This is a genomic window from Enterobacter cloacae complex sp. IR5412, from assembly GCF_049237385.1.
GTDB classification, from domain to species: domain Bacteria; phylum Pseudomonadota; class Gammaproteobacteria; order Enterobacterales; family Enterobacteriaceae; genus Enterobacter; species Enterobacter intestinihominis.
This window is the reverse complement of sequence record NZ_JBMKHQ010000006.1, coordinates 43,043-68,475: the sequence shown is the minus strand read 5'-3', so window position 1 is coordinate 68,475 and position 25,433 is coordinate 43,043. Positions and strand designations below refer to the sequence as shown.

Below are 25,433 nucleotides of genomic sequence, written 5' to 3'. Positions count from 1 at the left end.
TGTCACAGTGACAGGCCTCAAGTGCATTTTACGTGCATATTGATGTCTGTCTAACGTCCTGATTCTGTCCAACATTTTGAAATACTCCCCCTCTACAGCGCGGCTGAAATCGCGGTTTTACCGTCATATTCAGCCAGGTATTTACCATAGTTGCGGAATATCATTTCCGGCCCTTTGTGGCCCATCTGTCCGGCAAGCCAGAAGAGGTTAACGCCCTGGCTAATATGCTTGGTGGCGAATGTGTGCCGCGTCTGGTAAGGGTTACGGTAGCGCACACCAGCTTTTTTCAGGGTCGGCACCCATGCTTTTTTACGGATCGCGTCGGCGTTCGCCCAGGGTTCTCCCGTTTTCGGATCGCTGAATATGAACTCACTTTTCATAAAGGTGTATTGCTTCTGCGCCTGCAGGGCTGCCAGCGCCTCACTGTTCAGCTCAACCTTACGGGTACCGGCTTTTGTCTTGGTGCCTTTGAGTACCCCTACGACACTGGCTGCCTGAACGTGAGCTGTGTTCGCTATGGTGTCGAGATCAGGCCAGCGTAGCGCGCACAGTTCGGAGCTCCGCAGACCGGTATTGAAAGCAAATCGGAACAGGTTTTCCCATTCCGGATACCTGCAGCTCTGGTAAATGGCGAGGGTTTCCGCTGGCGTGAACGGGTCAACCTCGTAATCGTCGGCGCTCGGGCTGTTGTCGATCACGTGGTACCGGCTGGCACTGACGAGGGTTACCGGGTTAATGGTCAGCAGGCCATCCGTAACAGCTTCATCGATGGCGCTGCGCAGAAACGAAAGGTTGTTCCTGGTCGTTTTCAGCTTTGTTTTCCGGCTGGCTATCCAGTTTTTAAGGACCGCTGGCGTCAGTTCTGACACGTGGAGTTTATGCAGGGCTGACAGCGCCGACAGGCATTTTTCATAACCGTTGATAGTCGACGGGGACAAGTTGCGGTTCTGGCAGATTTTCAGGTACTCGTCCAGGTAAGACTTTATGTTTTTAGTTTTCTTCACCACCCCGAACAGCTCCAGCTTTTTGGAGTTGGGGAAATATTTTGCATATTCAAAGGTGCCACTGACGATCTGGTTTTGTATCTCCCCGAGCAGGCGCTCGGCGTACTTCACACCGCGCGCGTTTGCTTCCATTTTGGAGAGGGGCTCCCGGCACAGAACCCCTTTGTATGTGAACGTGATAACCAGAGTGTCGCCAGTTTTATGCTGGCGAATGGTTACTCCTCTTGGGAGATATAATGATCCTTGTTCTTTCTTGCCCACTTCGAAACCTCCGTTAAGTCAATCCAGCGTTCTTTAACGCCATCGACTTTTAATACATGTACTCCCTCCTTCCATAACCCCCTTTGTATCCGTTTGTTAACGGCTTCTACCGTTTCCCCCGCGTCCCTGCAGTACGTAGAAAGGGGTACACAGTCAAGACTCATGGTTGACCTCCCGCCCGAAAGCCTGGGCATTTTCCAGTTCATTAGCTGCATAAATCAGGGCGTTGTGATGTGCGCGAAAACCACCATCGAGTTCGCGAGCAGCTCTGTCGCGTAAAATGTCGATCGCTGGTTGGTAACCACCGGCCGCAGGTTCGGCGGTTAGCATGGCCAGTGCGATTTCCAACGTGCGCTTATTCATCAGCGCTTCATTGCGGAGGTTGTCGTTAACCTGCGAATCTGGCTTTATACGCGCCATCTTTGCGGTGATGTGCGCTATTAACTGTTCATTGGTAATTGTGTTCATGGCTTCACCACCGTTCTTCATATTCTTCTTCCCAGCGCTGGCGCTCGGCATCAATACAGGGCTTGCACACCTCATAGATGCGATCCCTGTGAGGGATTAAAATCTCGGCGTGTTTGCCGCACCAGTTGCATTTACCGGAATAATCGGCCGTTTGAGATTCCAGCACATATTCATCGTGGCATTCCTGGCACATGTCGTGATATTCGCAGCCAAAGGAATCTGTTTCCCCCTGAACACGGCGTACTGCATCACGATCGGGGTGAGCATCGCATTTAACTCCTTCTGGAACCCTCGAAATATGCCCTGGCAAGCTTGATACCGGACCATTGCTAACTTCGCCCATAACTGACCTCAATAATTCATGAAAATTTGTACTCAATCAGCGCGCCGAACACGACGGCCACCAACAACAGGCCAAACAGCAGGGAAAGGAAAAGCGCTTTCATTTTCTGTCCTTCAGTTTGCTGTATCGTTCATGGCTCATTACTTCCCAGTTCTGGCCGCCATCTCGGGACAGCAGCCGCCAGCGGCGATTAACCCTCAGGCTCAGGTTTCCGGAGCCATGCAGGTGGGATGATCGTGTAACCGGCGCGTTCAGCCATCCATAAAAAAGTCTCCAGCGATGCTGTAACCTCGCCGTTCTGAACCGGGCGCGCGTGGATAACTTTCCCGTTCTCGATTGTCAGCACGATATTTACTGGTTCGTGCGTGATAATTGGTGTCTGATCACTCATGGCTTGTCTCCGCTGTGACTGATTTTTGTTTCTTGGCGAACTCGACCAGCTCAGCAATGAGATCGTCGATTAATGCCTTTCCGCTTTCTGTCAGGAACTCACCGCTGCCATTTACATCTACGGCGTTGCTGTAAATTCCTCTGATGGCTTTTACGCCGTCAATATTCCCGTATTCACTGAGAGCCAACTTTTCGAATCGTTTAAACAGACCATCAAGCAGTATTTCTGTTAATTCGATGGTGTTTATTCCCCCCTTAGGCATATTAATAATGATGCAGGTGCTTCCGGTTTTACGTTGGTGGCGTAATAAAGCAGCCTTTAAAATTCGTCGGCGATAAGTGGTAATGAAATTATTCATTTGCCATATGCCTTTTTTAAATAAAGCATGCCTATAGACCAATAACCTATTGAACTAAATAATTGGGCTGTTTCAAATGCCTGCCGATTAATCATGATTCACCTTAATTTGACTGTGGGAATCCCCAAGATTATTCCTGTAATAAAAATATTCATTATTTCTTAAACTGGGTTTTTTGACTCTTCCTCAATAAGGTAAGCAGCCACCGGACCAATAAGATTTGCCAAAAGTGATGCCACAGCTTCCACATCAGAATCTGTCAGCTTGTGGGGATAGTTCTCAAGCATTCGCGCGACAACTTCAGCTTGATAGGCTTTGGCAGCCGCTTTTTGCAAGGTTAAATCAGGCATTTTCAGCATCCTTATAACCGGAGGAATAAGTAGATGAAATAGCGATCTTGTTTGTGGCAATTGCTAATTCTGCTAAATCAGCAATTGTGCCAGATAGCATCATGAGTTTATTTTTATCGATGTTCTTTTCCTCTGCCTCGTTCATTATGCTGATCCCTAAGTGACTGATAGCTTCTAGCAAAGAAATGGTTTTTGTATCGCAATCTGTTGCGATTTGGTCAAAATCAATATGACTGCATTTTTCCTTGTCAGCTGCGAAGCGGTAATCAGGAATATCTACAAGCTGGAAAAATTTTTTAGTTGTCGGGTTAGCTTTCATTTCATGGGCTCCAATTGTTGCCGATGAAATAATAATACATAACGTATTAAATAGCGTCAATACAAAACGGATTAATCCGATGTATTAATTTTTATCCTGCTGTTTATAAAGGTGTTTTTTTCTTATTTGGGGGGGCGTGGCATTAAAAAAGCCGCTTACGCGGCTTGTACTCTATGGCAGATTGGTTATCTTTGCGTCAACCACGACGCCGATAATACGGCAATTACCGTTTATGGGAATGATGGGATATTGAGGGTTTAACGGCTTGAGAAATCGTTGACCAGCATCGATAACCAGCTTTTTGAAAGTGGCCTCGTTATCCCCATCGAGCTTAGCGACAACTAACTTTCCGTTGATGGGTTCAACCTGAGGATCGACCAATATAACCATGCCTTCTGGAATGCTAAGCCCAGCTGGCGATGTCATCGAATCCCCTCTGACATCTAACCAAAATGAATCTTCTGAACATTCCACGGTTGTATCATACCAGCGGTCGATCGCGCGCCTATGATATGGCTCCACTGCTTCCATCCAATCCCCTGCGCTGACCCAACTGATTACGGGGTAGCTTCCTTTCGATTCATTCATCGCGTGAAATGACACATTGTGATCAGCTCTTGCGTCGCTCACTGCGCCGTCAGCGTCAACCACAAAACCTGGCATTTGTAGAATTTTAAAAATTTTTGCTATGACCTCCAGGTTAGGTTCACGTCTTCCGTTCAGCCAATGGCCTAGCCCACCCTGTGTCATACCGAGTGCTTCAGCTAGCTGTTCTTGAGTCATTCCGACTTCTTTCATCCTGGATTTGGCCAGGTCCTGCCATCTCTGTTTCATAGACATGATTATTACAATCCGTATTTTTTGAGCAACTTCCATTTTGTATTATTGTTTTATGTGTGTATAGTACGTTATGTATTATTTAGATAGGAACTATCCGAATGAGCGGTATTAAGAGCCTAAGGCTGAAAGCAAAAGTGACCCAGGGGGAGCTGGCAGCGCTGATCGCTAGCTCTCAAGGGGCCGTTAGCCACTACGAAACTGGTCGTCGAATCCCAGATATTGAAGTTGGGAAACGCATTGTGAGCGCCTTTAAGCAGCTCGGATATGAAACCAGTCTGGATGAGGTTTTTTTCGATGAACATACCGGAGAGCAACTTCGATAACGCAATGCTGCCGGATACCCACTCACAAGCGGATGCCGAGTGGATTAAGCAGCAGTTACTTAGCCTGACACCAACTGCACGACAAAAAGCTATCCAGCGTTATGCAGCTGTGTATCAGGGGGCGTTCGAGGCCGAACCCGTTTCATTCCGCAAGGAGAACCGGGCAAGGCATGAAGCAAACACAAGGCTTCGCCTGTTTGTAAGAAATCAGGGCAGAGCTTTACAGGGGTATACCGCCGAACCTCCCTTGGCTGGATCGCAATCGCGCTCCTCATTGTTTCGGGTTTAAAGGTATCCGAACAGAAGCAGGCTTAAAGGTGCCTGTTCAGGTTGGCAACCAACTGACCCAATTCCTCATATGTACTAGGTAAGTAGTACGTTTTTATGGGGAAGAGGGAAAGGGGGGTAAGGGGGGATTGGGTGTAGGGGCAGGAATAGGGTCTTTTCCAACAGGAGAGATCCATTGGTTAAGTAGATCACTGTCTTTAGGGCGCAATTTAAAAAAACGCTCGTATCAGCAAGGTAGTACAAAGCGCCCATGAGTTGAGAAACGAAAAGGGTTCTTCCTGGAAGAGTGATTTTTCAGAGGAGCTGAATCAGAAGGGAGGCTGGCAGCCTTTGGGGAGGCCACCAGCCATGTGAGGGGGAATCCATGAAAACCACATCACAAATTTATTATCTCATCAGCACGGGAGCTGCACAATGGAGCTGACGATCACGCCGAATTTTGCACAGGAACGAGCGCTAAACATGTTGCGCCGTGATTGGAAGGCAAACGACACCTTCATGGTGTATTCGCCAACCGGTAGCGGTAAAACGGGTTTGGCCGCCTTCATCGTTGCCGGGTTTGTCAGCCGTGGTATGCGCGTCCTGTTCTGTGCACCGTACACCATCCTGATCGGTCAGACGGCTAATCGGTTCGTGGAGTATGGATTACCGGGGGATGAAATCGGTTATATCTGGGCGGATCACCCGAACTACGATCCGGACCGGAAAATTCAGATTGCCAGCGCCGACACGCTTATTCGTCGTGTTTTTCCTGAAAATATTGATCTGCTGATTATCGACGAAGCACACCTGCGTAAAAAGCGCATCCTGAAGGATATCGAACGCCTGCGCGGCAAAGGCGTAAAGGTGATTGGCCTGTCGGGTACTCCGTTTTCCCCGTTCCTGGGCAAATACTATGACCGACTGATTAAACCGACCACCATCGGCGAGTTAATCCAGCGTGGCGATCTGAGTAAATACGAATTTTACGCGCCAACTAAGCCGGATCTGAAAGGAGTTAAAACCAAAGCATCGCTTGAGTACGGGAGCGATTACAACGAAACGCAGCTGTCTGAAATCATGTGCGGCTCTACGCTGGTGGGCGACATCGTACAGAACTGGCTGGAGAATGGCCGGGATCTGCCTACCATCGCTTTCTGTGTCAACGTATCCCACGCCAATTACCTGACAATCCAGTTTAACCTGGCGGGTGTAAACGCTGAGGTTATGACCGCCGACACTCCAGTGGATGAACGCCAGACCATCATTCACCGCTTTGAAACCGGTGCAACGAAAATCATCGTTAGTGTGGGCGTTCTGGTGGCCGGCTTCGATAGTGACGTTCGTTGCATCATCTACGCCAGGCCAACAAAAAGCGAAATTCGCTGGCTGCAGGCGCTCGGACGTGGCCTGCGCACCGCACCGGGTAAAGAGTCCTGCCTCATCTTCGATCACAGCGGCACCGTGCACCGTTTGGGTTATCCGGATTCAATCGAGTACGACGATCTTCCCGGTAAGTCTGACGGCATGGAGGAAAGCGCGCGCCGCGCAGCTGAGGAACGGGCCGAAAAACTGCCACACGAATGCTCTCAATGCCATTACATGAAGCCAGCTGGCGTCTATGTATGCCCGAAATGTGGGCATAAGCCGCTGGGCGGTGAGGACGTCGATACCGACACCGGCCGCAAACTCAAAAAGCTGGGTAATAACCAGCATCAGCCCACGAAGGCAGAGAAACAGGCCTGGTGGAGTCAGATCAAATTCTATCAGCGCCAGCGCGTATCGCAGGGGAAAAAGCCCGTCAGCGATGGCTGGTGCGCAAATACCTTTCGTGAACGGTTTGACGAGTGGCCTAACGGGTTAAGCGATTTCCCGATGGAGATCACCCCGACTGTCTCTAATTTCATCCGGCACAAATTGATTGCGTATGCGAAAGGGCAGGAGAAGGCCAAGCGCCTGCAGGAGGCATCAGGCACGGCAGCCCCATCCTCAGTACAGCAAGCACAGAAAGCGATTAGCGATATCAAACAGCAGTTAGGAAAACGAGCATGAAGACGGCAGAAGCGGCAAAAGGTCAATGGGCAATGATTTTTGAGCACTTCGGGTTACCTCCCATTAATGCCAGAAATCACTTTAAAGGCGAATGTCCGGTATGTGGTGCGCGGGGAAAGCTGCGTATTGATGACCGGGACGGCCGGGGAACATGGATCTGTACCTGCGGCAGCGGTGACGGAATGAAGCTTGTCACTCTTACACAAGGGAAGCCATTCAATGAAATTTGCAGGGAAATAGACCAGCTGATTGGTAATAACTTTACCCGTGAAGCGTTCCCGCGCACTTCAGATGCAGTAAGCGCCCGTGATCGGGTTCTGTCCAAATTTTCGAAACTGGTAAACCTGAAAGGAACTACCGGGGCGGATTATCTGCAGGCCAGGGGAATTTATCAGCTCCCACAAGAGGCGGTGAAGTTCAATGATAAACAACGCTACGGCGGTAAGGTTTACCAGTGTCTGTATTCACTCGCAACTGACGACAAAGGCGAGCTTTGCTATCTGCACAGAACCTTACTGGACGGCAATCAGAAAGCCCAACTAAGGGATTCTGCCGGAGCGAAGCGCCAGAAATCTCTTCAGGACGAAAGCTATCTGGATCATGCCCGTTCCGTCGCTATTCGCATGTTCCCGGTAGCGACGACCCTCGGAATTGCCGAGGGTATCGAAACGGCTCTTTCCTGCAAGCAGCTGTACAACGTTAACACCTGGGCCACCATGACCAGCGGATTCATGAAGAAATTCCGTGTTCCTGCAGGTGTGAAAAATTTGATTATTTTCGCAGATCGAGACGTAAACAGCGCCACCGGATTGGCTGCGGCCACGGAATGCGCCCATGCCAACTTACTGGCAAAAAATGACCTGGAAAAAATCAGCATCTACTACCCGGATAACGGGGATTTTAACGACATGCTCATGAACGGCGATCAGGTTCGTGAGGTGGTTTTCTTCAAGAAAAAGGCGGCTGCGTAATGCGTACTGATAACAACGAACATAAAGCACTATTCACCATCCCGACGGCAGCGCACAGCTCCGCCCTCGCAAACATCAAGCCTCTGCCCGAGCAACGGAGAATCACCGGGCATAAGCAAACTGACGCTTATCTTTGGGTGCTGGAGGTGATCCGTCTGAACGAACCCGCACATCTGGACGCAGCCGAAGCCGCGCTGGAGAAAATTGAAATCTCCCCTAAAGAGGCCGAGGAACGTTACGCGCGTTATTTGCTGGCGAATGGTGGCGATCCTTTCCAGGTTGCTTTCGGTACCATCGGCATAGATAACCCGGCACAGGCAATCAGGAACGCCCGAGAGGACATCAAAAAAGCAGCATCAGTCAGGGCCACGTTCGGCAGCTATGAGGCAGCTCTCGAAGATGTGGAAGCCGAGCGAGTAATCAAGTCTTCCCCGAAATTTATCGACGATCACCTTTGGGGATGGACTCCGGCCGAGAAGAAAGCTGGCAGCATTAACGGCAGCCGTATGAACGAAATTGATGAACAGCGCCGGGCATTTGTTGAAGGCTATCGTGATGTACTGCCAGAGCCCAATACGCTTTCTGACGTTGTTCGTGAGTTTGTTTACTGGGACTGGCTCTACAGCGTTCGCCACACTGCAACTAAAGAGCAGGGCTATGAGTTTGGTTACTCCGAGCATCACGAATCGGTATATGACCGCGAGCGCTACCTTGAAAAATTGCTTGCTGCCATCAAACCCGTAACGCGCGTCGAAGCCGTGGAGGTATGTCACTGGTTTCTTGACAGTGGAAAGGACGAATTCATGGAAGACCACGGCGCGGCGGTGATTCTTAACCTGGTAGGGGAGTGTGAAGAATGAAACTGGAGGCATCACTAAAACACTTTAGCCCTCAGGGAATGCACATCAGCGACGACGTGAAAGGAACCTCTCCGGATCGTATCACTGGCACCGATGTTATGGCGGCCATTGGTACCACCAGCAGCCGAGCGCGGTTTGGTCTGGCTGCCTTCTTTGGTAAGACCGGGATCAGCAAAAGCGATGAGCAGTTGGTTGTACAGGCTCTGGCGCGTCATGCAATGGAATCAGCGCCCAGGAATGTACGTAAAGCAGCAGCAGGCGAGTTTGGCTGGTGCATGCTGGTGCTCGCACAATTCGCCTTTGCCGAATACTCCCGTTCAGCGGAAACCAGCGTGACGTGTCACAGCTGCGGCGGCAGCGGATTAACCTCTCAGTATGAAGATGTGATCAAATATCCTGGAGTCTTCAACTCTGACGGAATGGAAATCGTCCCGCCGAAAATCAAGCACGAACTGGTCAAGCGTAAATGCGCGGCATGTAACGGTAAAGGTAAGCTGTTGGCCCGATGCCGTTGCGGCGGAAAAGGTGAGGTGCTCGACCGCAAAGCCACAAGTGAGCGTGGCGCGCCGGTGTTCAAAACCTGCGAGCGCTGCAGCGGAAATGGATTTTCTGGGGTGCCGTCTACTGCAGCTTATAAAGCGATACTGAAGCGAGTCCCGGATCTGCACATCAGAACGTGGACCCGTAACTGGAAACCGTTTCTGGAGGGGCTTGTCGACGTCTGCTACAGAGAAGAACAAAAAGCAGACTCGGCATTTCAGGACGCAACGAGCTATCGTGATGATGTGAACAAAATTTAGCATATTAGCCACATTAAGCTTGATTTTGTCCGAACTTGTCGCGTATGCTTCAGAACGTAGGTTATTGCGCCTGCATGAAATCAAACCCGCCTCTGAGCGGGTTTTTTGTTGATTTTAATTAACCAATAAACACCATAGTCCACGTATTGTTAATGTGTGAGCCTTACTAAAGGCATAGAAGCAAAGACTTGAATGGTGATTAGGCATGAGCGTTGTAATAATCTTAGAGGGTGGCTATAGGGATTCTCCGTCGCATCTATTGGGGGTGTTTTCTTCCGTAGAAAATGCGAAGCAAAGAGCAAGAGAGATTGTTGGCCTACCCCGTAACACTTGCTACCACGACTATTTTTCCATCTACAGGGTAATAGTGGATATTGGTGAGCCAATTCATATAGAAACCTTTGACACTGAAGACATTTTTAAGAAATGATCATCAAGCCCTGCGGTTAACCCGTGGGGCTTTTGCGTTGTTTGCCCCAAAAAAAAACCCCGCATCATCACGGGGTTTGCTTTGCTAAATGTCTTTAATTTTATGATAGATGCTTATGGCACTGTGGTACATCAGCCTCATCTCGCTAAAATTTGACCCCTGAGATGTGTCAGTATTTTCACCCGCGCCGTAGACCGCCTCGATACAGTCTCCGATCTCTCTAATTGTTGCGGCTGGGTCATCTGAGTGTTTGATCATTAAAGCCAAAAGAAATGCCGACTTCTCATTCATTGGCCCCATGGCTGAGAGCATCAAGTCAATCTTTTTCTCACGCATTTCTTTATTGTAATTCTGTGGGTCAAGCATGCTGCTCATAAATAATTCTCCAGAGTTGTGATAGTTATCATTGGTACTACGGAAGAGTTTTCATCACGTTATCAATTTCCCTTCCTTCAAATCGTGAAGTCCAGCCGCAGGAGCCGCAATGGTAAGGAAAGTCATCGAACCCGCTACCGACCTGTTTAAGACAGTTGGGACAATAAACCGCGCTGATATACCCACCCGCGGGATTTTTTCTAAAGGCCGCGCCCATGTGCTCGACAAACTCATCCTTTGCCCGGTAAGCCGCTACTTCCTTCGTAAGTTCTACGCACTTGGCCTTCGCCTCGGCAAGTTCTTCTATGGTGGCAGCATGGGCTTTTTGAAGTACGTCGATCTGCTCTCCAATGAAAGCGATGCGCTCGCGCAGGACCTCGTTACTCTGCACAGCAGAAAGCGCGCCGATCCCGTTTTTAAGGGACGCGATAAGTAATCCTACATCCATGGTTATTCCCTAATTGTCTGTGGAATAAACAATTTAGCAATTTCCTTTGCCTGTGGAAAGCTGGGAAACCACGCGCCGGGCGTGGATAAAAACCCCGGCATTAAAATTTCTTTAGGCTGCCGATTGGCGGCCTTTTTCTTTTTCAGGCTCCGGTAACCCTCACCGATGAGCTTCATCGTTAAATTCATACCGAGAGCCTGACCCCTACACACAGCACCCGCACACTGCGAGGTGAGAGAACATGAAAATGAACGATCACTCAGGGAACATATTCACGCAGTTCTTTGCGTGGTTGGGAACACTTGCCGCTGCACTGGGCTTCACAACTCAGGACATGGTTTACATGTTCTTCGGGGCGGTTGGCCTGATTATCTCGCTGGTGTCTTACGTCAATGGGCGTCTTGATGCGCGCCGGCGCAGAAAAGAGGATGAAAAGCGAACGAAGATGATTCGCGATTATCTCGATGGAGTTAGTGATAAACCAAAATCCGAGCGTCCGGCTGCGGTCAGCGTTGTCGCGGATGCACTGACAAAGGCAGGTGAATAATGGCCCAACTGGCTAAAAAGGGCGGCGCAGTTGGCGCTATTTGTTCTGTTGCAGCGATTATCGCCATAGTGCTGGGCAATGGTAACGTCCGAACGAATGAGCGTGGTCTGGAGTTAATCGGTAATGCGGAAGGTTGTCGCCGTGATCCATATCTTTGTCCGGCTGCAAAACTCACTGATGGGGTTGGCAATACTCACGGTGTAAAAACTGGCGTGCGAAAGACAGATGCGCAGATTGCTGCTGACTGGGAACGAAATATTCTCGACGCTGAACGCTGTGTTAACTCATACGGTAACGGGGGAAATCTCAGTGATGACACGTTTTCGGCGGTGACGTCGATTACGTTCAACATCGGCTGCGGGACAATGCGTAAATCGACACTTTATGCATTCCTGCGTGAAGGTCCAAAAGCCTGGCCCTCAGCATGTAACCAGTTCCCCCGATGGGTATACGCTGGGAAAACAATCTTGCCAGGGCTGGTAACTCGTCGTGAGGCAGAGAAGCAGCTCTGTATGGATGGTCTGCAATGATCACCTTTGCCGATATTAAATCCGTATGGCGTTGGATAGTGCTGGTGGCCGTGGTGATTGTTACTGCTGTATTGTGCATCCTGCTGGCAAACAGCCGCTCTGACGTTGCTACGCTGAAGAGTGATAATGACGTTCTGCGCAGTGACAATAACCTGCAGGGGACGGTTATCGCTGCTCAAGCTTTCAACTTCAACCGGTTTAACCAGGTGGCCGAAAACGCCAGCCGACTTAACTCACTTATTGATGTCAGCTCCGATAGCACGGTTATCGAATATAGGGAGATTCTCCATCGTGAAAAAACCTGTAATCTGCCTGTTCCTGCTGATGTCGCTGGTGGGCTGCTCAGCTACGCGAACAGTTTACGTGCCAGCGCAATGCTCACCGATTCCGGGAACGCTGACGCAGCCGGTGATAGCACCACTACCGCCAGCGCGCTGACCTATTGCCAGGCTGTTCTCTGGATCAAGCCGCTGCTGGCCGCTATCGAAAAAGCGAATATTCAGCTGGCTGGAATACGCCAGATCGAGAAGGACAGGCAATGATTATTGCCAGCATGACATTACAAAAGCCATTCACTGAGTGGCTTTGATAATGTTTTTTGAGTGAGGATTGTTCAGCATGGCTTCGATAAAAGAATCCAATGATGCCATTGGACAATCGAAATATTACGTCCACTGGAAGGATGAAAAATCCGGTCATGGACGCCGCCGCATTTTTAAGAATATTGATGATGCCGCTCATCTTTTCTGGCAAAAACAGAATATCGAGCTGGATTGTCGAACTGCCAGCTGGACCGGAATAGACCATTCCTGGACTTTCCGAAAGTTAATTCTGTTTTATCTGGGGTATCAGGCCGGTAAGCTGGAAAAAAATATCATTCGGTTGTCGTCATATGCGAAATGCCGTCACGATCTACTTGCTGTAGACGGGCCGATACTGGAAAAAAATATTCTCCATATCAGCCATCGCGATATCGTTGATTCGGTTCGCACCGGCTGCCATCGCTGGATTCGTTCGGCTTTCTTCCTGCTGGTGGAAAAGCGGCTCATCACTTTTAACCCTGTTGACCGTCCCGCGCGCCGGAAGCGTCGACCCATCACCATACCGCCATCATCATCGGTCAGGGAGCTACTGAATAACGCGCCAGTTCGTGAGCGTATCGCGTGCTGGCTCGGGATTTGTGGCCTGCGCATCGGTGAGGCTCTGGCGGTTACTTATAACGACGTGTCAGCTGACTGGATCGATATCCGGGGGCATGTTGTTGACGGCGTTATACATGAGGGGCTGAAAAGAGGCGTGGAGCGCCGGGTAAGGATGCCGCGTGAGCTTTTCGCGTTGCTGGATAAAAGTAAACTCGGTACCTCTGAGCCTCTTATCTGCAACCAGTTTACCGGCGCATGCCTCGCTACCAGCTACGGCACTCAGGGCGTTCTCGTCAGAACCCTGAACGACTATGGCATTAAACGATTCCATCATCTTCGCCACTTTGCTGTATCTCGCCTGGCAAACAAAGGCGTCGATATTCTGAAGGTTTCCCGACTTATTGGGCATTCGAACATCAAAACCACAATGGACGTTTACGGTCATCTGTTCGGTGAAGTGGTGGAGATGGATTTGGACGACTGAGTTATCCACATAGTGGAAATATTAGGGCGATCCACTATCTCCCCATTCTGCGCGGCCTCCGGGCATTAAATCGCAGTTTTTACGGAAAATCGATAACTCCGCATTTTTTGACGTTTTTAATTCCGCACTTAAACCCAGCAGGCTTGCGGCCCCGGAGCAGATTTTTTCTCAGAATTATTCCGCACGCAAAATGCGTAAAAATAATTTTGAACAAAATATAAACAGCACTCGATTTCAGGTAAGCGTATGGCCCGTAAAAATAGCTTTAAGAAGGCCTACGTCGGTATCGTTATTGATATGGCTCTGGCCCGTAACAAGATCTCAAACCGTATGGTTGCCCAGCGACTGGAAATTGACGAGGCGACTATCCGTAACTGGCGCAAGGAACATGCCGACTTTAATCGTGCCTTTACCGAGGCTCGCGAAGTTCTGATGGAAAAAATTAACAACGTTGCAGGTAAAAGCCTGGACATTCGGAAGCGAAAGATTGTCACCAAATCCTCTGATGGACTGAAAACAACCGTCGAGGATGTTTTGCCAACGCACAATGATGTTGCGGTGTTTGCCAAAGCACTTGGACTCGGCCGCAGTGTTTATGGGGAAGAGGATCGTCAGCGTGATGTGCTTCGCGAGGTGATGAAACACAAGGTGGCCGGGAAATACTCCGCGCTGGAGGCGGCGCAGCTGCTTGAGGCTGAGGGGATAAAAGTTCCGGCAACCCTGCTTATGGAGCTGGAAGCACCGAAGATTTTCGAATCGTTCAACAATATGGACGAGGCAGCCAAAGCCGACGCGGCGAACCTGACCCCGCAGGAAGCAGCAGATATCTACAAAAAATACCTGGGCTGAAAATTGCAAAAACAGGCGTTTCGAACCGTAAAAACGCTATGCACTTTTTGACCCGTTTTATGCACATTTTATTCATCTCGATTTGACCACTTTTCTGTTCAAAACAGAGGCTTCACGCCGTTTGCGTGATGGGTGCTGTTGCGCCAGTGCGGGTAACGACCATTATGTTAAATCGGGGCGTTTTTGAGGAATTTTTCTGTGCCGATCCCGTTCCCCTTTGACTTCCGCAAACCGGACTATACAGCCGTGTTTGAGTGGAGAATGGAGAGGCTGGAGCGGATCAGGAAAGCGCCTGAAATGCTTCCGGCACTCCGTGAGTTTTACCGCACTAACCCAGCCCAGTTCATCATCGACTGGGGCATGACGACGGACCCGCGTAACCTCGATTATGGCCTACCTGCCACCATCCCGTTTTTGCTGTTCCCCCGCCAGGAGGAATGGATTAACTGGATCATGGACAGGCGCGCCAGTCTTGAGCATGGACTGACAGAAAAAAGCCGCGAAATGGGGCTGAGCTGGACATCTATCGGCCTGGCCTGTTCACTTTGCCTGTTCAACAAAGAAATGGTGATCGGGTTCGGTTCCCGTAAAGAGGAATATGTCGACAGTACCGGCGACCCGAAAGCACTGTTCTGGAAAGCGCGTAAGTTTGTCGAGCTGCTGCCGGTAGAATTTCGCGGTTCATGGAGTGACAAAAAACATGCTCCTTACATGCGTGTGGAGTTCCCGGACACAGGCGCGGTCATTAAGGGAGAGGCTGGCAATAACATAGGGCGTGGTGACCGCACCACGCTTTATTTCGTGGATGAATCGGCGTTTCTCCAACGCCCGTTACTTATTGATGCCGCGCTCTCACAGACGACCCGCTGCCGGATTGACCTCTCATCCGTCAACGGCATGAATAACCCGTTTGCCCGTAAGCGCCACAGCGGAAATATCCCGGTGTTTACGTTCCACTGGCGCAGCGACCCGCGCAAGGATGATGAGTGGTACCGCAACGAATGTCTGAAAATTGATGATCCGATTATCGTTGCTCAGGAACTGGACCTGAACTACAGCGCATCCACAGAGGGGATTCTCATTCCTTCTGAATGGGTACAGGCTGCCGTCGACGCGCATATCAAACTGGGTATTCAGCCCAGCGGCCAGCGCCTCGGCGCAATGGATATCGCAGACGAAGGGAAAGACAAAAACGGCTTTTCTTGCCGCTATGGCTTCCTTTTGCAGAACGTTCACGAATGGTCTGGCATTGGCAGCGACATCTACGCCTCTGTCGTTAAATCGTTTGGGTACTGTGACGATTACGGTCTTGATGAGTTCCGTTTCGATGAGGACGGTCTGGGTGCTGGTGCGCGTGGCGATGCTCGCGTGATAAACGAGCTCAGGCAGGCTGAAGGCCGGGGAACAGTCACAGCTACGCCTTTCCGTGGTAGCGGTAGCGTATTCGATCCGGAAGATGAAGCCGTTCCTGGTGATAACGGTAAAGCGGCACGCCTGAATAAAGACTTCTTCGCGAACGCGAAAGCACAGAGCTGGTGGCATCTTCGCAAGCTGTTTCGGAACACCTTCCGCGCGCTGAACGGGATGGACTACAACCCCGACGAAATCATTTCTTTAAGCAGCGAGATAGAAAATATTGACCGCCTGCTGATGGAGCTTTCACAGCCTACGTGGTCGAAAAACGCCGTCGGTAAAATCCTCGTGGATAAACAGCCGGAAGGTACAAAATCGCCAAACCTCGCCGACGCCGTGATGATTAACTACGCGCCGATGGATTCCTCTCTCGATATCTGGACTAAGCTCGGAGCATAAAAGCTATGGCGAAAAAAACAGGAAGAGTTGCCACAGCCGACTCTTACGATAACTTTGTCGCGCGAGTTGGCATGCAGCAGCCAAATCAGCATGCAGCGTCAACTTATCGAGCCAATTACACCAGCCGCAATCGTCTGCTGTTGGAATGGGCGTATCGTTCCTCATGGATCATCGGCGCAGCTGTTGATGCAAAGCCCGACGATATGACAAAAAAAGGGGCCAGAATAACCAGCGAAATTGACCCAAAGCGGCGGGGGATTCTGGAGGCCCGATTTGAAGAGCTAAAACTCTGGGAGCGGCTGAACCTGATCCTGAAATGGTCCAGGCTGTATGGTGGTGCCGTTGGGCTAATCCTCATTGAGGGACAGGCACCCCTGACGCCGCTGGTACTGGATAAAGTGGGAAAAGGCAGCTTTAAAGGCCTCGCTGTTCTCGATCGTTGGATGATTAACCCTAATCTCGGACGACGCATCAAAAAACTCGGGCCTGAGCTTGGTAAACCCGAAACTTACGAAATCGTTACTTCTGCGCAGGGTATTCCCCCCTGGACAGTGAACTACAGCCGGTTGATTCGAATGGATGGAATTACCCTCCCGTATCAGCAGGCGCTCACGGAAAATGAGTGGGGGATGTCTGTTGTTGAGAGAGTCTTTGACCGCCTGACATCGTATGACAGCACGAGCGTTGGTGCTGCGCAGCTGGCTTACAAAGCACATTTGCGAACAGCAAAAATCAAGAAGCTTCGCGAAATCATCGCGATGGGCGGGAAGCCATTAGAAGCACTAATAAAACAGATGGATATGGTTCGTGAGTTCCAGACAAATGAGGGAATGTCTCTTTTTGATTCAGAAGATACTTTTGAGACACATTCCTATACTTTTGCTGGATTATCAGACCTTCTGAGTGAATTTAAGGAAGATATTGCCGGTGCCGTAGGCATCCCCCTTGTTCGGTTATTTCGCCAATCGCCGAAAGGTTTTTCAACGGGTGATGCTGATCTGGCGAATTACTACGACGATATCGGTGCTCTTCAGGAAAACGTCTTAAGAGCGCCTGTCAGGCTCCTTTATGATGTCCTCCATCGTTCTGAATTTGGCGAACCATTGCCAGCCGATTTTGCATTCGAATTTAATCCCCTCTGGCAGATGTCAGATGTTGATCGTTCAACCGTTGCAACCAACACCACTAACGCGCTGGCTACTGCTGTGCGTGAACTTGGAATGCCTCCTGCAGCCGCACTTACCGACCTCAGGGAAACGGCGCGCGTGACGGGTATTGGTGCATCAATCACTGACGAGGACATTAACAATGCGAAGTCCCAGTGGGAGGAGGATGAATCTGAAACCATCCCTCCGCCGACGATCGGAAATCCAGTACCGCAAAAGCCTGTTGGCGATAGCAAACCAGATAGGGCAGATCGTCGATGGTACCTACGATGGTTCACAGGCCAGCGCTGACAGCATTTCGAAAACGCTGGTGGACTATTCCGAGGTAATCAGCGACTGGGCAGAGCATGTCGGGCGAAGGATGTTTGCCCAGGTCGAGCAGGAGGAATGGAATCAGTGGAAATCGGTGTCAGAGGAAATTGGCGCTGGCCTGCGCGATGTGGTGGGTAATACCCCCGTCGGGCAGGTGGCCCAGGATATTGTGTACCGCCAGATTCAGCTGATGAAGTCCCTGCCGCTGGAAGCAGCCGATCGCGTGATGGACATACAACAGCGCGCAATGCAGGCGGTTATCACTGGTGAACGTCCGGACGAGCTCTACGAGATGATCATGGCCTCTGGTGACGTGGCCGCCAGCAGGGCGCAGCTGATTGCCCGTACAGAGATTGGACGAGCTACCGGCGCGCTGACGCAGGCCAGAGCCCTTTCGGTTGGATCAGAGGGCTACTGGTGGCGTATCGAGGGGGCCGGAACGCGCGATTCTCACCGCAAGATGAAAGATAAATTTGTGCGCTGGGATAACCCGCCGACGCTGGACGGTATGACCGGACACGCCGGATGTTTGCCGAACTGCAAATGCTGGCCTGAAGTACAGATTCCTGCACCGAGAAAATGAAAAATACGGCTTTGAGCATTCATTTCATGCGAACTGCAATACCCGAGAAATGTTATGAAAATGTTGCATTCGAAAAGGCCGATTTTTAGCCCAGTTAATCGCTACTTTTACGGCTTTAAGGGGACATTTTAATCGAGTCCATTTTCGTCGGTGCGGGTAAGAACCCTTATGTTAAATAGACCGTTATTTCGATCATTTTTCCCAATCTCACAAGGTCGCCACTGGGCGGCCTTTTTGTTGCCCGTAATCAAGCAGGTAACCAATGAAATATTTCTTTAAAACCCGTCTTGGGAACACCCGTTTTCAATTGGCCGATGGTTCGATTCTTTTCAAAGACGTACCTATCGGTCGAACCGGAGAACAGGTTTATGGCGCGCAAGAGCTGCCTGAATTAACCCCTGACAGCGACGGGCTGATTATTGTCCGCCGAACGCCTGAAGAGGTATTTAGTGAACGCACTATCGCGTCGTTCGAGGGGATGAACGTCACTATAGGCCACCCGAAAGACTTCGGCGGCAACATCATTTTTGTCACGCCGGAAAACTGGCGCAGGCTGGCAAACGGTCACATTCAGAATGTCAGACGCGGAGAGGGGGCAAACTCTGATCTGCTGCTGGCTGATGTCATCGTCAAGACGCCGGAAGCTATTCAGGCGGTTGAAGACGGAGACGATGAGGTTAGTTGTGGCTATGACGCCGACTACCGTCAAATCTCGCCGGGTGTCGCAGAGCAATATGCGATCACCGGTAATCACCTGGCCTTAGTCCCTAACGGGCGGGCTGGTTCACGTTGTGCACTGGGAGACGCTATGCCGAGCACTACTAAAAACTGGTTTACCCGGCTTTTAAAGGCCCGTAAAACCAACGACGCCGCCGAAATGGCGAACTTGATCGATAACCCACCAGAAAATATGACTGGTGATAACGACGATGTGACGTCATCCATGACCCCTGGAGGGGTGGTTATCAACCTCTCACCTCAAAACCCGATGCCTGCGCCAACGCTGCCTGTCACGACTGATGCGCAAGAAGATATCCCTGCGTGGGGTAAAGCGCTCATTGAGGCCGTGGCAAAACTCACCCCATCCAATCCAGCGACGGTTGATGAAGATGAAGACGAAAAAGGTGAGGAGGAGGGGGCGGTTACTGGCGATGCTGCTTATCGCGCTGATCTGATTCAGCCAGGCATCCAACTCCCGGCGAAGGCGAAACCAACTGCGTTTAAACGTCAGGTTCTGGCTTCTGCCGATCAGATGCTGGTTCGTTCCATCGTGGGCGATGCTGATGTTAAAAAGTTGAAAAAAGCCACTGTTGATATGGCATTCAATGCCGTTTCTGAGCTGGCTAAAAACCGCAATACCGCCGCGCAGACTGTAGACAGTTTCCGCACGATGACCACCAACACCACAAAATCTATCGCGGAAATCAATAAAGCCGCGAAAGAACTCTGGGCTAAACGAGGCTAAAACATGGCTAACACCATTCTTTACCGGATGTCTGCGGGCATTGCCGGGGGTATTTCACGCCCACAGGATTTAACCGTAGAGCCGCATATTCTTGATGCGACTAAACCATTCCCTGCGTATGGGCTGGGCGGGAAGATTGTCGGGGGTAAGTTTGTTCCCATCGAGGCAGCTGACCCGGTGACAGTATTGGCGGGGATTTTTGTTCGCCCTTATCCGACGGCTTCGCAGCCCGACAAGATTCGCCAGGTTGGCACCGGCTACAACTTTGCCGGCGATAACCTGAAACGCGGTTATGTCACGGTCAATATCGGCGGTGACGCCTCTGCTGTTGCTCTCTATGCCCCGGTATTTATGCGCGTCGGCACTCCGACCGCAGCAAGCCCGCTGGGCGCTTTCCTCGCTGCTGCGGACGATACAAACACTGTTCAGATCACCAACGCCTATTTCAATGGTCCCGGCGACGCCGACGGCAACATTGAACTGGCATATAACATTTAAGGGAGCATGACAAATGCCAATGACCTTTGATCAGGCAACAGTCGACAGCACTGGTGCTTTTCTGGTTCACGAGCTGGAGCGACTCGACCAGACGCTGAACCTGCCGCTGACCTCCCAGACGTGGAGCCGCGATATCGAACTACGTGAAGATGTTTCTATCGCGGACGAGATGAGCTCTTTCACCAACACCACGTTTGCGGCCGCTGGCTCTCCGAACGCAAACGGCAAGAACTGGATCAACCAGTTAGCTACTGCCATCTCCGGGCTGAATGTCGATATCACAAAAACAGGCTTTCCTCTGGAACTGTGGGGGATGGAGCTGGGCTGGACCGTGGTTGAACTCGCCGCCGCCGCTCAGGTTGGCCGTCCGATTGACACCCAGAAGTACGACGGCATGCAGCTCAAATGGAACATGGACACGGATGAGCAGGTGTATATCGGAGACGCTGCAAAAGGTGCAAAGGGGCTTTTGAACCTGTCTCAGGTAACCCCAACGAACGCGGCGAAAACTTGGGCGACTTCTACCCCTGACGAAATCCGCGCCAGCATTAACCAGGTACTGAGCAATGCGTGGACCCGTTCCGCATATTCAAAAGTCCCGGAAGACTTGCTGATCCCGCCAGACCAATATTCTTTCCTGGCAAGCACTATCGTTTCATCTGCAGGTAATCAGTCACTGCTGACCTATCTGGAAACCAACACAATTGCTTTCCACCAGAACGGCAAGCCGCTGAATATCCGCCCTGTGAAATGGGCCATCGGCCGTGGCGTTGCAAACAAAGATCGTATGGTCGCATACACGAACGACAAAAAGTTTGTGCGCTTCCCTATGGTTCCCCTGCAGAGCGTGCCCATCCAGTATCGCGGTATCTACCAGCTCGTAACCTACTACGGAAAGCTGGGTGCTGTTGAACCGGTCTATCCGGAAACCCTTAACTACATGGACGGCATTTAAGCCAGTAGCCCCCGGAAACGGGGGCTTTCCTGAGGAACTGCTATGAAAAAAATCTATGTGCTGTCGGCGTTTAACTTTAACGATGGAGCCAGCATCAAGGCTTTTACCCCCGGGTTTCATGACGTTGAAAATGACGTTGCTGATCACTGGTTTGTGAAAGCACATTGTTCGCCCGATGGCGAAGCCCCTGCGCTGGCAGATGATCCGCGTATTGCTGAGCTGGAAGCGCTGGTGGCAGAGCAGACAACCCGCATTGCTGAGCTTGAGGAGCAACTTGCAGAGGCTAAAGCCAATGGCAAAAAACAAAAGCCTGCCGACGCCTGAGAAATTCCGCACTGATTTCCCGCAATTCGCTGATGAAACCAAATTTCCCACCACGATGATACAGGCCCGCCTCGCTCTGGCAGATGTTTTGATGAGCGAGTCACGGTTTGGGGAGGATATTTTTCCCTATGTCGTTGAATTGTTCGTGGCGCATTACATGACACTTTATGCCGCTGACATGCGCTCTTCGTCCGTAGGGGGCGCTGGTGGTGCTAACAGTGGTGTTCAGACATCAAAGTCGGTGGATAAGGTTTCTGTCAGCTATGACGCCAGTGTGACGCTTAATCCTGATGCCGGGTTCTGGAATAACACTCGCTACGGTTCCGAATTCTGGGAATACCTCATGATATTCGGTGCAGGAGCGATACAACTGGGGACACCATAATGAAAAGCGGGTTAACGGTTCGCGCTGACAACGCCGTGGCTGTTCTGGAATCCCTCTGGCAGCTATCCGGAATGGATGTGCTGGTGGGAATACCTGAGGACAAGGCAGGGCGTGAGGATGGCTCTCCGATTAATAACGCGGAACTGGGCTACCTCCACTCGACAGGCGCAACGGTGGAAATCGACGGTACAACGGTCACGCTCCCCCCGCGTCCTTTTCTGGATATGGGGATCGAGGATTCAAAACCCCGAACCACTGCACACCTCAAGGCAGCGGCAACCGCCGCGCTGGAGGGGCAGACTGAAGCAGCAGTGCGTGAGCTGGAGAGCGCCGGACAGATTGCCCGTGATGCTGCAAAAGCTGTTATCGGTGCTGGCGACCGACTGCACCCGCTTTCTGAGAAAACCCTCGAACGCAGACGCGCCGAAGGCATTCCCGGCGACAAGCCGCTGTATGCCCACGGTTACCTGCTGCGCTCAATTAACTACGTCGTGAGGAAAAAATAATGCCTCTTCTCGATGTGAGCGATGTTCTTCTCGATCCCGACTTCATGGACACCAGTCTGGTATGTCACCGGCAGGTTCAGACGGTGGATGAGGACAATTTCACGAAAAACACAGCTCAGGATATCCCGTTCTCTGGCGTGGTGACGGTTGACCGTTCTCTGGAAGCTAGGCGAATGGCAGCAGGCCAGAATATTAGCGGCGCGATCCTCATCGTGACGCAGTTCAGATTAACCCAGGGCCAGCCCGGTACAGACAGCTCCCCGCGACTTGATGCAGATATCGTGACCTATAGCGGACGCGACTATCGCGTGACGTTCGTCGACCCGTACACCCGTTACGGTGCCGGATTCGTCCAGGCACATTGTGAGCTGGTGGACTTTAACGGAGGGACGCCAATTGAGTAACGACAGCACCGCGCGCGGTTATCTGACGCCTGTCGGGGATCTCCCCCAATACGACGAGGCGCTTGAGCGTGAAATCAGCCGGTGGATTCGTGGTGTTTCTGGCCTGCCGGCTGCGCTTGTTTTCCCCCGATGGACTGACCCGCAGCCGCAGATCCCCAACAACGGGGTGACGTGGTGCGCCTTCGGTATCACTACCGTTCCCCAGCCGTTAAGTCAGTCCGATGTTCAGGTTTCGGAAGAACAGTCCGAGCAATGGACATGGGAGCAGGTCACGGTGATTTGCTGCTTTTACGGCCCTCTGGGGGCCAACATTGCATCAACTTTCCGCGCGGGGATATTCGTCGAGCAGAACAACGCCGAGCTGAACCGCTCGGGGCTTTCGCTGGTGGATGCCGGGACTATCTACAACCTGCCAGAGCTCATTAACAACCAGTGGGTGAGGCGATACGACCTCACGATTACGCTTTCTCGCAAAAACATTCGTACCTATAACGTCCGGACGCTGCAAGATGCGCCCGTCTCATTTTTCGGAGACTAAATTATGCCGCAGGGATTACCTGTATCAAACGTCGTCAATGTCGACGTGATCATTGGGCCGCGTGCGGCTACTGGTCGAAACTTTGGTTCGCTGCTCATTCTCGGGAGCTCTACGGTTATCCCGGTTACTGAGCGTATTCGCCTTTACTCATCCCCCGAAGATATCGGCACAGATTTCGGTGTTGATAGCCCGGAATATGAAGCCGCTACGGTGTATTTCTCGCAATCACCGAAGCCTCAGCAGGTCTATGTCGGCCGCTGGGCGAAAACGCTGGCATCGGCTGAAAGCGGTTCGACGGAAACGCTGCTGCAGGCCGTGAACGCCGTACTGAATTACACGAACTGGTATGGCCTGGCCGTGGCAGACGATGAAGATATCGACGATGCCGACTGGCTGAGTGTGGCCGCAGCGATCGAGGCTTCCAGTCTCAGCCGCATTCTGGCGATTACCACTGCAGACCCGGCCTCAGTTGATGCGACATCGACAACCGATCTGGCTTACAAGCTGAAGGCTGCAAAATACGCTCGCACGTTTGTGCAGTATTCCACCAGCAGCAAGTACGCCGCGCTGTCGGCGTTTGGCCGCGCGTTTACCGTGAATTTCAACGGCAGCAACACCACCATTACCCTGAAGTTCAAACAGGAGCCGGGGATCACGCATGAAACCCTGACCACCAATCAGGCGGCGGCGCTGGATGCCAAGAACTGCAACGTGTTTGTGTACTACCAGAACGATACGGCAATCCTGCAGCAGGGCGTCATGTCCAGCGGTGATTTCTTCGATGAACGCCACGGGCTCGACTGGCTGCAGAACTACGTTCAGACCAACCTGTATAACCTGCTCTACACCAGCACAACCAAAGTCCCACAGACCGATGCTGGCGTTACGCGCCTCCTTTCCAATGTCGAACAGTCAATGGATCAGTCTGTCACAAACGGGCTGGTGGCTGCCGGTGTATGGAACGGCGGCCCGATCGGGCAGCTGGATTCCGGCGATACGCTGACAAAAGGCTATTACGTCTACGCACAGCCGATTTCCGAGCAGGCGCAGGCAGACCGCGAAGCCCGTAAGGCACCGGTTATTCAGGTGGCCTGTAAGCTGGCGGGTGCGGTTCATTTCGCTGATGTTCAGATCAACGTCGTTCGCTAAGGAGAACATGAATGGCTACTTATTCTTTTATGGACGTTACGGCGTCCCTCTCCGGCCCGACCGGCGAGATTGATCTGGGCTACGGTTCCGCCAGTTCAGAGGAGGGGATCACCGTTGCAATGGGCGGCCCCAAAAACACCATGACCATCGGTGCTGACGGCGAAGTGATGCACAGCCTGCACGCGGATAAAAGCGGCACGGTAACCGTCAACCTGCTGAAAACCTCGCCGACAAACAAAAAGCTGTCGCTGGCGTACAACGCGCAGAGTCAGTCCTCAGGCACCTGGGGAAACAACGTCATTGTGATCCGCAACAAGGTGAGCGGAGACATCATCACGGCGCGCAGCGTGGCGTTCCAGAAACAGCCGGATAACGCCAACGCTAAAGCCGGTAATACGATGCCCTGGGTGTTTGACTGCGGCAAAATCGACCAGGTTCTCGGGGAGTTTTAACAGATGGAATGCTCAATCAAAGGCCACGATTACCGCGTGGCAAAACTCAGCGTTTTTGACCAGCTGAAAGTGACCCGCAAACTGCTGCCGGTGCTGGCGGGCATGATGTCAGATTTCGGGAGCATTCGCTCCCTTCTGCCTGCTGATGGCAAAATCGACACCGTGAAATTCGATCAGCTGAAACCGGTATTTGAAACCCTGCTTCCGCGTATCGCTGAGGAACTGTCTTCCCTGACCGAAGAAGACACCAACGCGATTATTCATCCTTGCCTGGCCGTAGTATCACGTAAGCACATGGACGGATGGACGCCGGTATTTAACAGCGGTCAGCTGATGTTCGATGATATCGACCTGCTTACCATGCTGCAGCTGGTGGCGCGGGTGGTCGCCGATTCGCTGGGAAATTTTTTGCCCGTGAGCCCTACCAGCGCGACGGCGGACCAGCCTCAGGGCTAACCCTCAACAGCCTGCC

General features: G+C 51.5%; 38 protein-coding genes. 25 read left to right on the top strand and 13 right to left on the bottom strand.

The annotated features are described in order from the left end of the window. Positions 1–92: 92 nt before the first annotated feature. The 10 genes from ACOTX2_RS12775 to ACOTX2_RS12730 form a co-directional block, all read right to left on the bottom strand. Positions 93–1,265, bottom strand: coding sequence for an Arm DNA-binding domain-containing protein (locus tag ACOTX2_RS12775; protein WP_100148753.1), 1,173 nt, complete (start codon positions 1,263–1,265; stop codon positions 93–95). Further along, positions 1,220–1,429, bottom strand: a complete 210-nt coding sequence (locus ACOTX2_RS12770; protein WP_100148752.1) for an excisionase — start codon at positions 1,427–1,429, stop codon at positions 1,220–1,222. Before ACOTX2_RS12770 ends, ACOTX2_RS12775 begins: the two co-directional genes overlap by 46 nt. After that, on the bottom strand, positions 1,419–1,733 hold the full coding sequence (locus tag ACOTX2_RS12765) for a hypothetical protein (RefSeq protein WP_127341664.1): 315 nt from the start codon (positions 1,731–1,733) through the stop codon (positions 1,419–1,421). The genes ACOTX2_RS12770 and ACOTX2_RS12765 overlap by 11 nt, the downstream gene beginning before the upstream one ends. Before the next feature lie 4 nt (positions 1,734–1,737). Next, complete coding sequence (locus ACOTX2_RS12760; protein WP_127341663.1) at positions 1,738–2,076, bottom strand: hypothetical protein; 339 nt, start codon at positions 2,074–2,076, stop codon at positions 1,738–1,740. Between the two features lie 99 nt (positions 2,077–2,175). Beyond that, positions 2,176–2,253 carry a hypothetical protein gene (locus ACOTX2_RS12755; RefSeq protein WP_421625927.1) on the bottom strand — a complete coding sequence of 26 codons (78 nt, stop codon included), beginning with the start codon at positions 2,251–2,253 and terminating at the stop codon, positions 2,176–2,178. Positions 2,254–2,266: 13 nt separating this feature from the next. After that, positions 2,267–2,467: a hypothetical protein gene (locus ACOTX2_RS12750; RefSeq protein ID WP_333021061.1), complete on the bottom strand. Its 201-nt coding sequence runs from the start codon at positions 2,465–2,467 to the stop codon at positions 2,267–2,269. Beyond that, positions 2,460–2,825 (bottom strand): hypothetical protein, encoded by a 366-nt coding sequence (locus tag ACOTX2_RS12745; protein ID WP_100148748.1) that lies wholly within the window; start codon positions 2,823–2,825, stop codon positions 2,460–2,462. Before ACOTX2_RS12745 ends, ACOTX2_RS12750 begins: the two co-directional genes overlap by 8 nt. 161 nt (positions 2,826–2,986) lie before the next feature. Next, complete coding sequence (locus ACOTX2_RS12740) at positions 2,987–3,175, bottom strand: hypothetical protein (protein WP_100148747.1); 189 nt, start codon at positions 3,173–3,175, stop codon at positions 2,987–2,989. Next, positions 3,168–3,494, bottom strand: a complete 327-nt coding sequence (locus ACOTX2_RS12735; protein WP_100148746.1) for a hypothetical protein — start codon at positions 3,492–3,494, stop codon at positions 3,168–3,170. The genes ACOTX2_RS12740 and ACOTX2_RS12735 overlap by 8 nt, the downstream gene beginning before the upstream one ends. 171 nt (positions 3,495–3,665) lie before the next feature. Beyond that, positions 3,666–4,334, bottom strand: a complete 669-nt coding sequence (locus tag ACOTX2_RS12730; protein ID WP_032625781.1) for a LexA family protein — start codon at positions 4,332–4,334, stop codon at positions 3,666–3,668. A gap of 98 nt (positions 4,335–4,432) precedes the next feature. Here ACOTX2_RS12730 and ACOTX2_RS12725 point away from each other — a divergent pair, with 98 nt between their 5' ends. From ACOTX2_RS12725 to ACOTX2_RS12700, 6 genes are all read left to right on the top strand, one after another. Further along, on the top strand, positions 4,433–4,657 hold the full coding sequence (locus ACOTX2_RS12725; protein ID WP_100148745.1) for a helix-turn-helix transcriptional regulator: 225 nt from the start codon (positions 4,433–4,435) through the stop codon (positions 4,655–4,657). After that, positions 4,629–4,946, top strand: a complete 318-nt coding sequence (locus ACOTX2_RS12720; protein ID WP_100148744.1) for a hypothetical protein — start codon at positions 4,629–4,631, stop codon at positions 4,944–4,946. Before ACOTX2_RS12725 ends, ACOTX2_RS12720 begins: the two co-directional genes overlap by 29 nt. Before the next feature lie 413 nt (positions 4,947–5,359). After that, positions 5,360–6,976, top strand: a complete 1,617-nt coding sequence (locus ACOTX2_RS12715) for a DEAD/DEAH box helicase (protein ID WP_100148743.1) — start codon at positions 5,360–5,362, stop codon at positions 6,974–6,976. Continuing rightward, positions 6,973–7,947 carry a toprim domain-containing protein gene (locus ACOTX2_RS12710; RefSeq protein ID WP_032666054.1) on the top strand — a complete coding sequence of 325 codons (975 nt, stop codon included), beginning with the start codon at positions 6,973–6,975 and terminating at the stop codon, positions 7,945–7,947. The genes ACOTX2_RS12715 and ACOTX2_RS12710 overlap by 4 nt, the downstream gene beginning before the upstream one ends. Further along, the gene (locus ACOTX2_RS12705) at positions 7,947–8,807 is read left to right on the top strand and encodes a helix-turn-helix domain containing protein (RefSeq protein WP_100148742.1); all 861 of its coding nucleotides are present in this window, start codon (positions 7,947–7,949) and stop codon (positions 8,805–8,807) included. The genes ACOTX2_RS12710 and ACOTX2_RS12705 overlap by 1 nt, the downstream gene beginning before the upstream one ends. Continuing rightward, a complete protein-coding gene (locus ACOTX2_RS12700; RefSeq protein ID WP_100148741.1) occupies positions 8,804–9,607 on the top strand; it encodes an antitermination protein in 804 nt (267 codons plus the stop codon). The genes ACOTX2_RS12705 and ACOTX2_RS12700 overlap by 4 nt, the downstream gene beginning before the upstream one ends. 514 nt (positions 9,608–10,121) lie before the next feature. On the opposite strand, the gene ACOTX2_RS12695 is transcribed toward ACOTX2_RS12700, so the two are convergent. The 3 genes from ACOTX2_RS12695 to ACOTX2_RS12685 are packed head-to-tail and all read right to left on the bottom strand — an operon-like array spanning position 10,122 to position 11,048. Further along, positions 10,122–10,412: a hypothetical protein gene (locus ACOTX2_RS12695; protein ID WP_047345198.1), complete on the bottom strand. Its 291-nt coding sequence runs from the start codon at positions 10,410–10,412 to the stop codon at positions 10,122–10,124. Positions 10,413–10,449: 37 nt separating this feature from the next. Further along, positions 10,450–10,860: a hypothetical protein gene (locus ACOTX2_RS12690; RefSeq protein ID WP_047345199.1), complete on the bottom strand. Its 411-nt coding sequence runs from the start codon at positions 10,858–10,860 to the stop codon at positions 10,450–10,452. A 2-nt stretch (positions 10,861–10,862) separates the two neighbouring features. Continuing rightward, on the bottom strand, positions 10,863–11,048 hold the full coding sequence (locus ACOTX2_RS12685) for a hypothetical protein (protein ID WP_047345200.1): 186 nt from the start codon (positions 11,046–11,048) through the stop codon (positions 10,863–10,865). Positions 11,049–11,101: 53 nt separating this feature from the next. Between ACOTX2_RS12685 and ACOTX2_RS12680 the strand changes: the two genes are divergently transcribed. The 19 genes from ACOTX2_RS12680 to ACOTX2_RS12590 all read left to right on the top strand — a co-directional run bounded on the left by ACOTX2_RS12680 (position 11,102) and on the right by ACOTX2_RS12590 (position 25,417). Beyond that, on the top strand, positions 11,102–11,407 hold the full coding sequence (locus ACOTX2_RS12680; protein WP_052954575.1) for a hypothetical protein: 306 nt from the start codon (positions 11,102–11,104) through the stop codon (positions 11,405–11,407). Beyond that, complete coding sequence (locus ACOTX2_RS12675) at positions 11,407–11,937, top strand: lysozyme (RefSeq protein WP_047345201.1); 531 nt, start codon at positions 11,407–11,409, stop codon at positions 11,935–11,937. Before ACOTX2_RS12680 ends, ACOTX2_RS12675 begins: the two co-directional genes overlap by 1 nt. After that, the gene (locus tag ACOTX2_RS12670; RefSeq protein WP_100148740.1) at positions 11,934–12,479 is read left to right on the top strand and encodes a hypothetical protein; all 546 of its coding nucleotides are present in this window, start codon (positions 11,934–11,936) and stop codon (positions 12,477–12,479) included. Before ACOTX2_RS12675 ends, ACOTX2_RS12670 begins: the two co-directional genes overlap by 4 nt. Positions 12,480–12,555: 76 nt before the next feature. After that, entirely contained in the window at positions 12,556–13,563 is a 1,008-nt protein-coding gene (locus ACOTX2_RS12665; protein WP_100148739.1) for a tyrosine-type recombinase/integrase, read from the top strand. A gap of 246 nt (positions 13,564–13,809) precedes the next feature. Beyond that, positions 13,810–14,412 carry a hypothetical protein gene (locus ACOTX2_RS12660; protein ID WP_100148738.1) on the top strand — a complete coding sequence of 201 codons (603 nt, stop codon included), beginning with the start codon at positions 13,810–13,812 and terminating at the stop codon, positions 14,410–14,412. Positions 14,413–14,610: 198 nt separating this feature from the next. Then, a complete protein-coding gene (locus ACOTX2_RS12655; RefSeq protein ID WP_100148737.1) occupies positions 14,611–16,224 on the top strand; it encodes a TerL protein in 1,614 nt (537 codons plus the stop codon). Between the two features lie 5 nt (positions 16,225–16,229). Further along, a complete protein-coding gene (locus ACOTX2_RS12650; RefSeq protein WP_100148736.1) occupies positions 16,230–17,681 on the top strand; it encodes a DUF1073 domain-containing protein in 1,452 nt (483 codons plus the stop codon). Positions 17,682–17,751: 70 nt separating this feature from the next. Beyond that, positions 17,752–18,285, top strand: coding sequence for a phage minor head protein (locus tag ACOTX2_RS12645; protein WP_032629703.1), 534 nt, complete (start codon positions 17,752–17,754; stop codon positions 18,283–18,285). Positions 18,286–18,547: 262 nt separating this feature from the next. Beyond that, a complete protein-coding gene (locus ACOTX2_RS12640; protein WP_100148735.1) occupies positions 18,548–19,750 on the top strand; it encodes a DUF2213 domain-containing protein in 1,203 nt (400 codons plus the stop codon). Positions 19,751–19,753: 3 nt separating this feature from the next. Continuing rightward, complete coding sequence (locus tag ACOTX2_RS12635; protein ID WP_058690846.1) at positions 19,754–20,248, top strand: structural cement protein Gp24; 495 nt, start codon at positions 19,754–19,756, stop codon at positions 20,246–20,248. A 13-nt stretch (positions 20,249–20,261) separates the two neighbouring features. Then, positions 20,262–21,203: a DUF2184 domain-containing protein gene (locus ACOTX2_RS12630; protein ID WP_058690847.1), complete on the top strand. Its 942-nt coding sequence runs from the start codon at positions 20,262–20,264 to the stop codon at positions 21,201–21,203. 42 nt (positions 21,204–21,245) lie between these two features. Next, positions 21,246–21,527: an STY1053 family phage-associated protein gene (locus ACOTX2_RS12625; protein ID WP_100148734.1), complete on the top strand. Its 282-nt coding sequence runs from the start codon at positions 21,246–21,248 to the stop codon at positions 21,525–21,527. Next, entirely contained in the window at positions 21,496–21,912 is a 417-nt protein-coding gene (locus ACOTX2_RS12620) for a DUF4054 domain-containing protein (RefSeq protein WP_063927888.1), read from the top strand. The genes ACOTX2_RS12625 and ACOTX2_RS12620 overlap by 32 nt, the downstream gene beginning before the upstream one ends. Continuing rightward, a complete protein-coding gene (locus ACOTX2_RS12615) occupies positions 21,912–22,418 on the top strand; it encodes a hypothetical protein (protein ID WP_100148733.1) in 507 nt (168 codons plus the stop codon). Before ACOTX2_RS12620 ends, ACOTX2_RS12615 begins: the two co-directional genes overlap by 1 nt. Further along, entirely contained in the window at positions 22,418–22,822 is a 405-nt protein-coding gene (locus ACOTX2_RS12610) for a head-tail adaptor (RefSeq protein ID WP_100148732.1), read from the top strand. Before ACOTX2_RS12615 ends, ACOTX2_RS12610 begins: the two co-directional genes overlap by 1 nt. Continuing rightward, positions 22,815–23,360 (top strand): phage neck terminator protein, encoded by a 546-nt coding sequence (locus ACOTX2_RS12605; protein ID WP_032666023.1) that lies wholly within the window; start codon positions 22,815–22,817, stop codon positions 23,358–23,360. Before ACOTX2_RS12610 ends, ACOTX2_RS12605 begins: the two co-directional genes overlap by 8 nt. Positions 23,361–23,363: 3 nt before the next feature. Next, entirely contained in the window at positions 23,364–24,509 is a 1,146-nt protein-coding gene (locus ACOTX2_RS12600) for a DUF3383 family protein (protein ID WP_100148731.1), read from the top strand. An 11-nt stretch (positions 24,510–24,520) separates the two neighbouring features. Continuing rightward, positions 24,521–24,961, top strand: coding sequence for a DUF3277 family protein (locus tag ACOTX2_RS12595; RefSeq protein ID WP_000257260.1), 441 nt, complete (start codon positions 24,521–24,523; stop codon positions 24,959–24,961). Between the two features lie 3 nt (positions 24,962–24,964). After that, positions 24,965–25,417: a phage tail assembly chaperone gene (locus ACOTX2_RS12590; RefSeq protein ID WP_045269847.1), complete on the top strand. Its 453-nt coding sequence runs from the start codon at positions 24,965–24,967 to the stop codon at positions 25,415–25,417. The last annotated feature ends 16 nt before the right edge of the window (positions 25,418–25,433 follow it).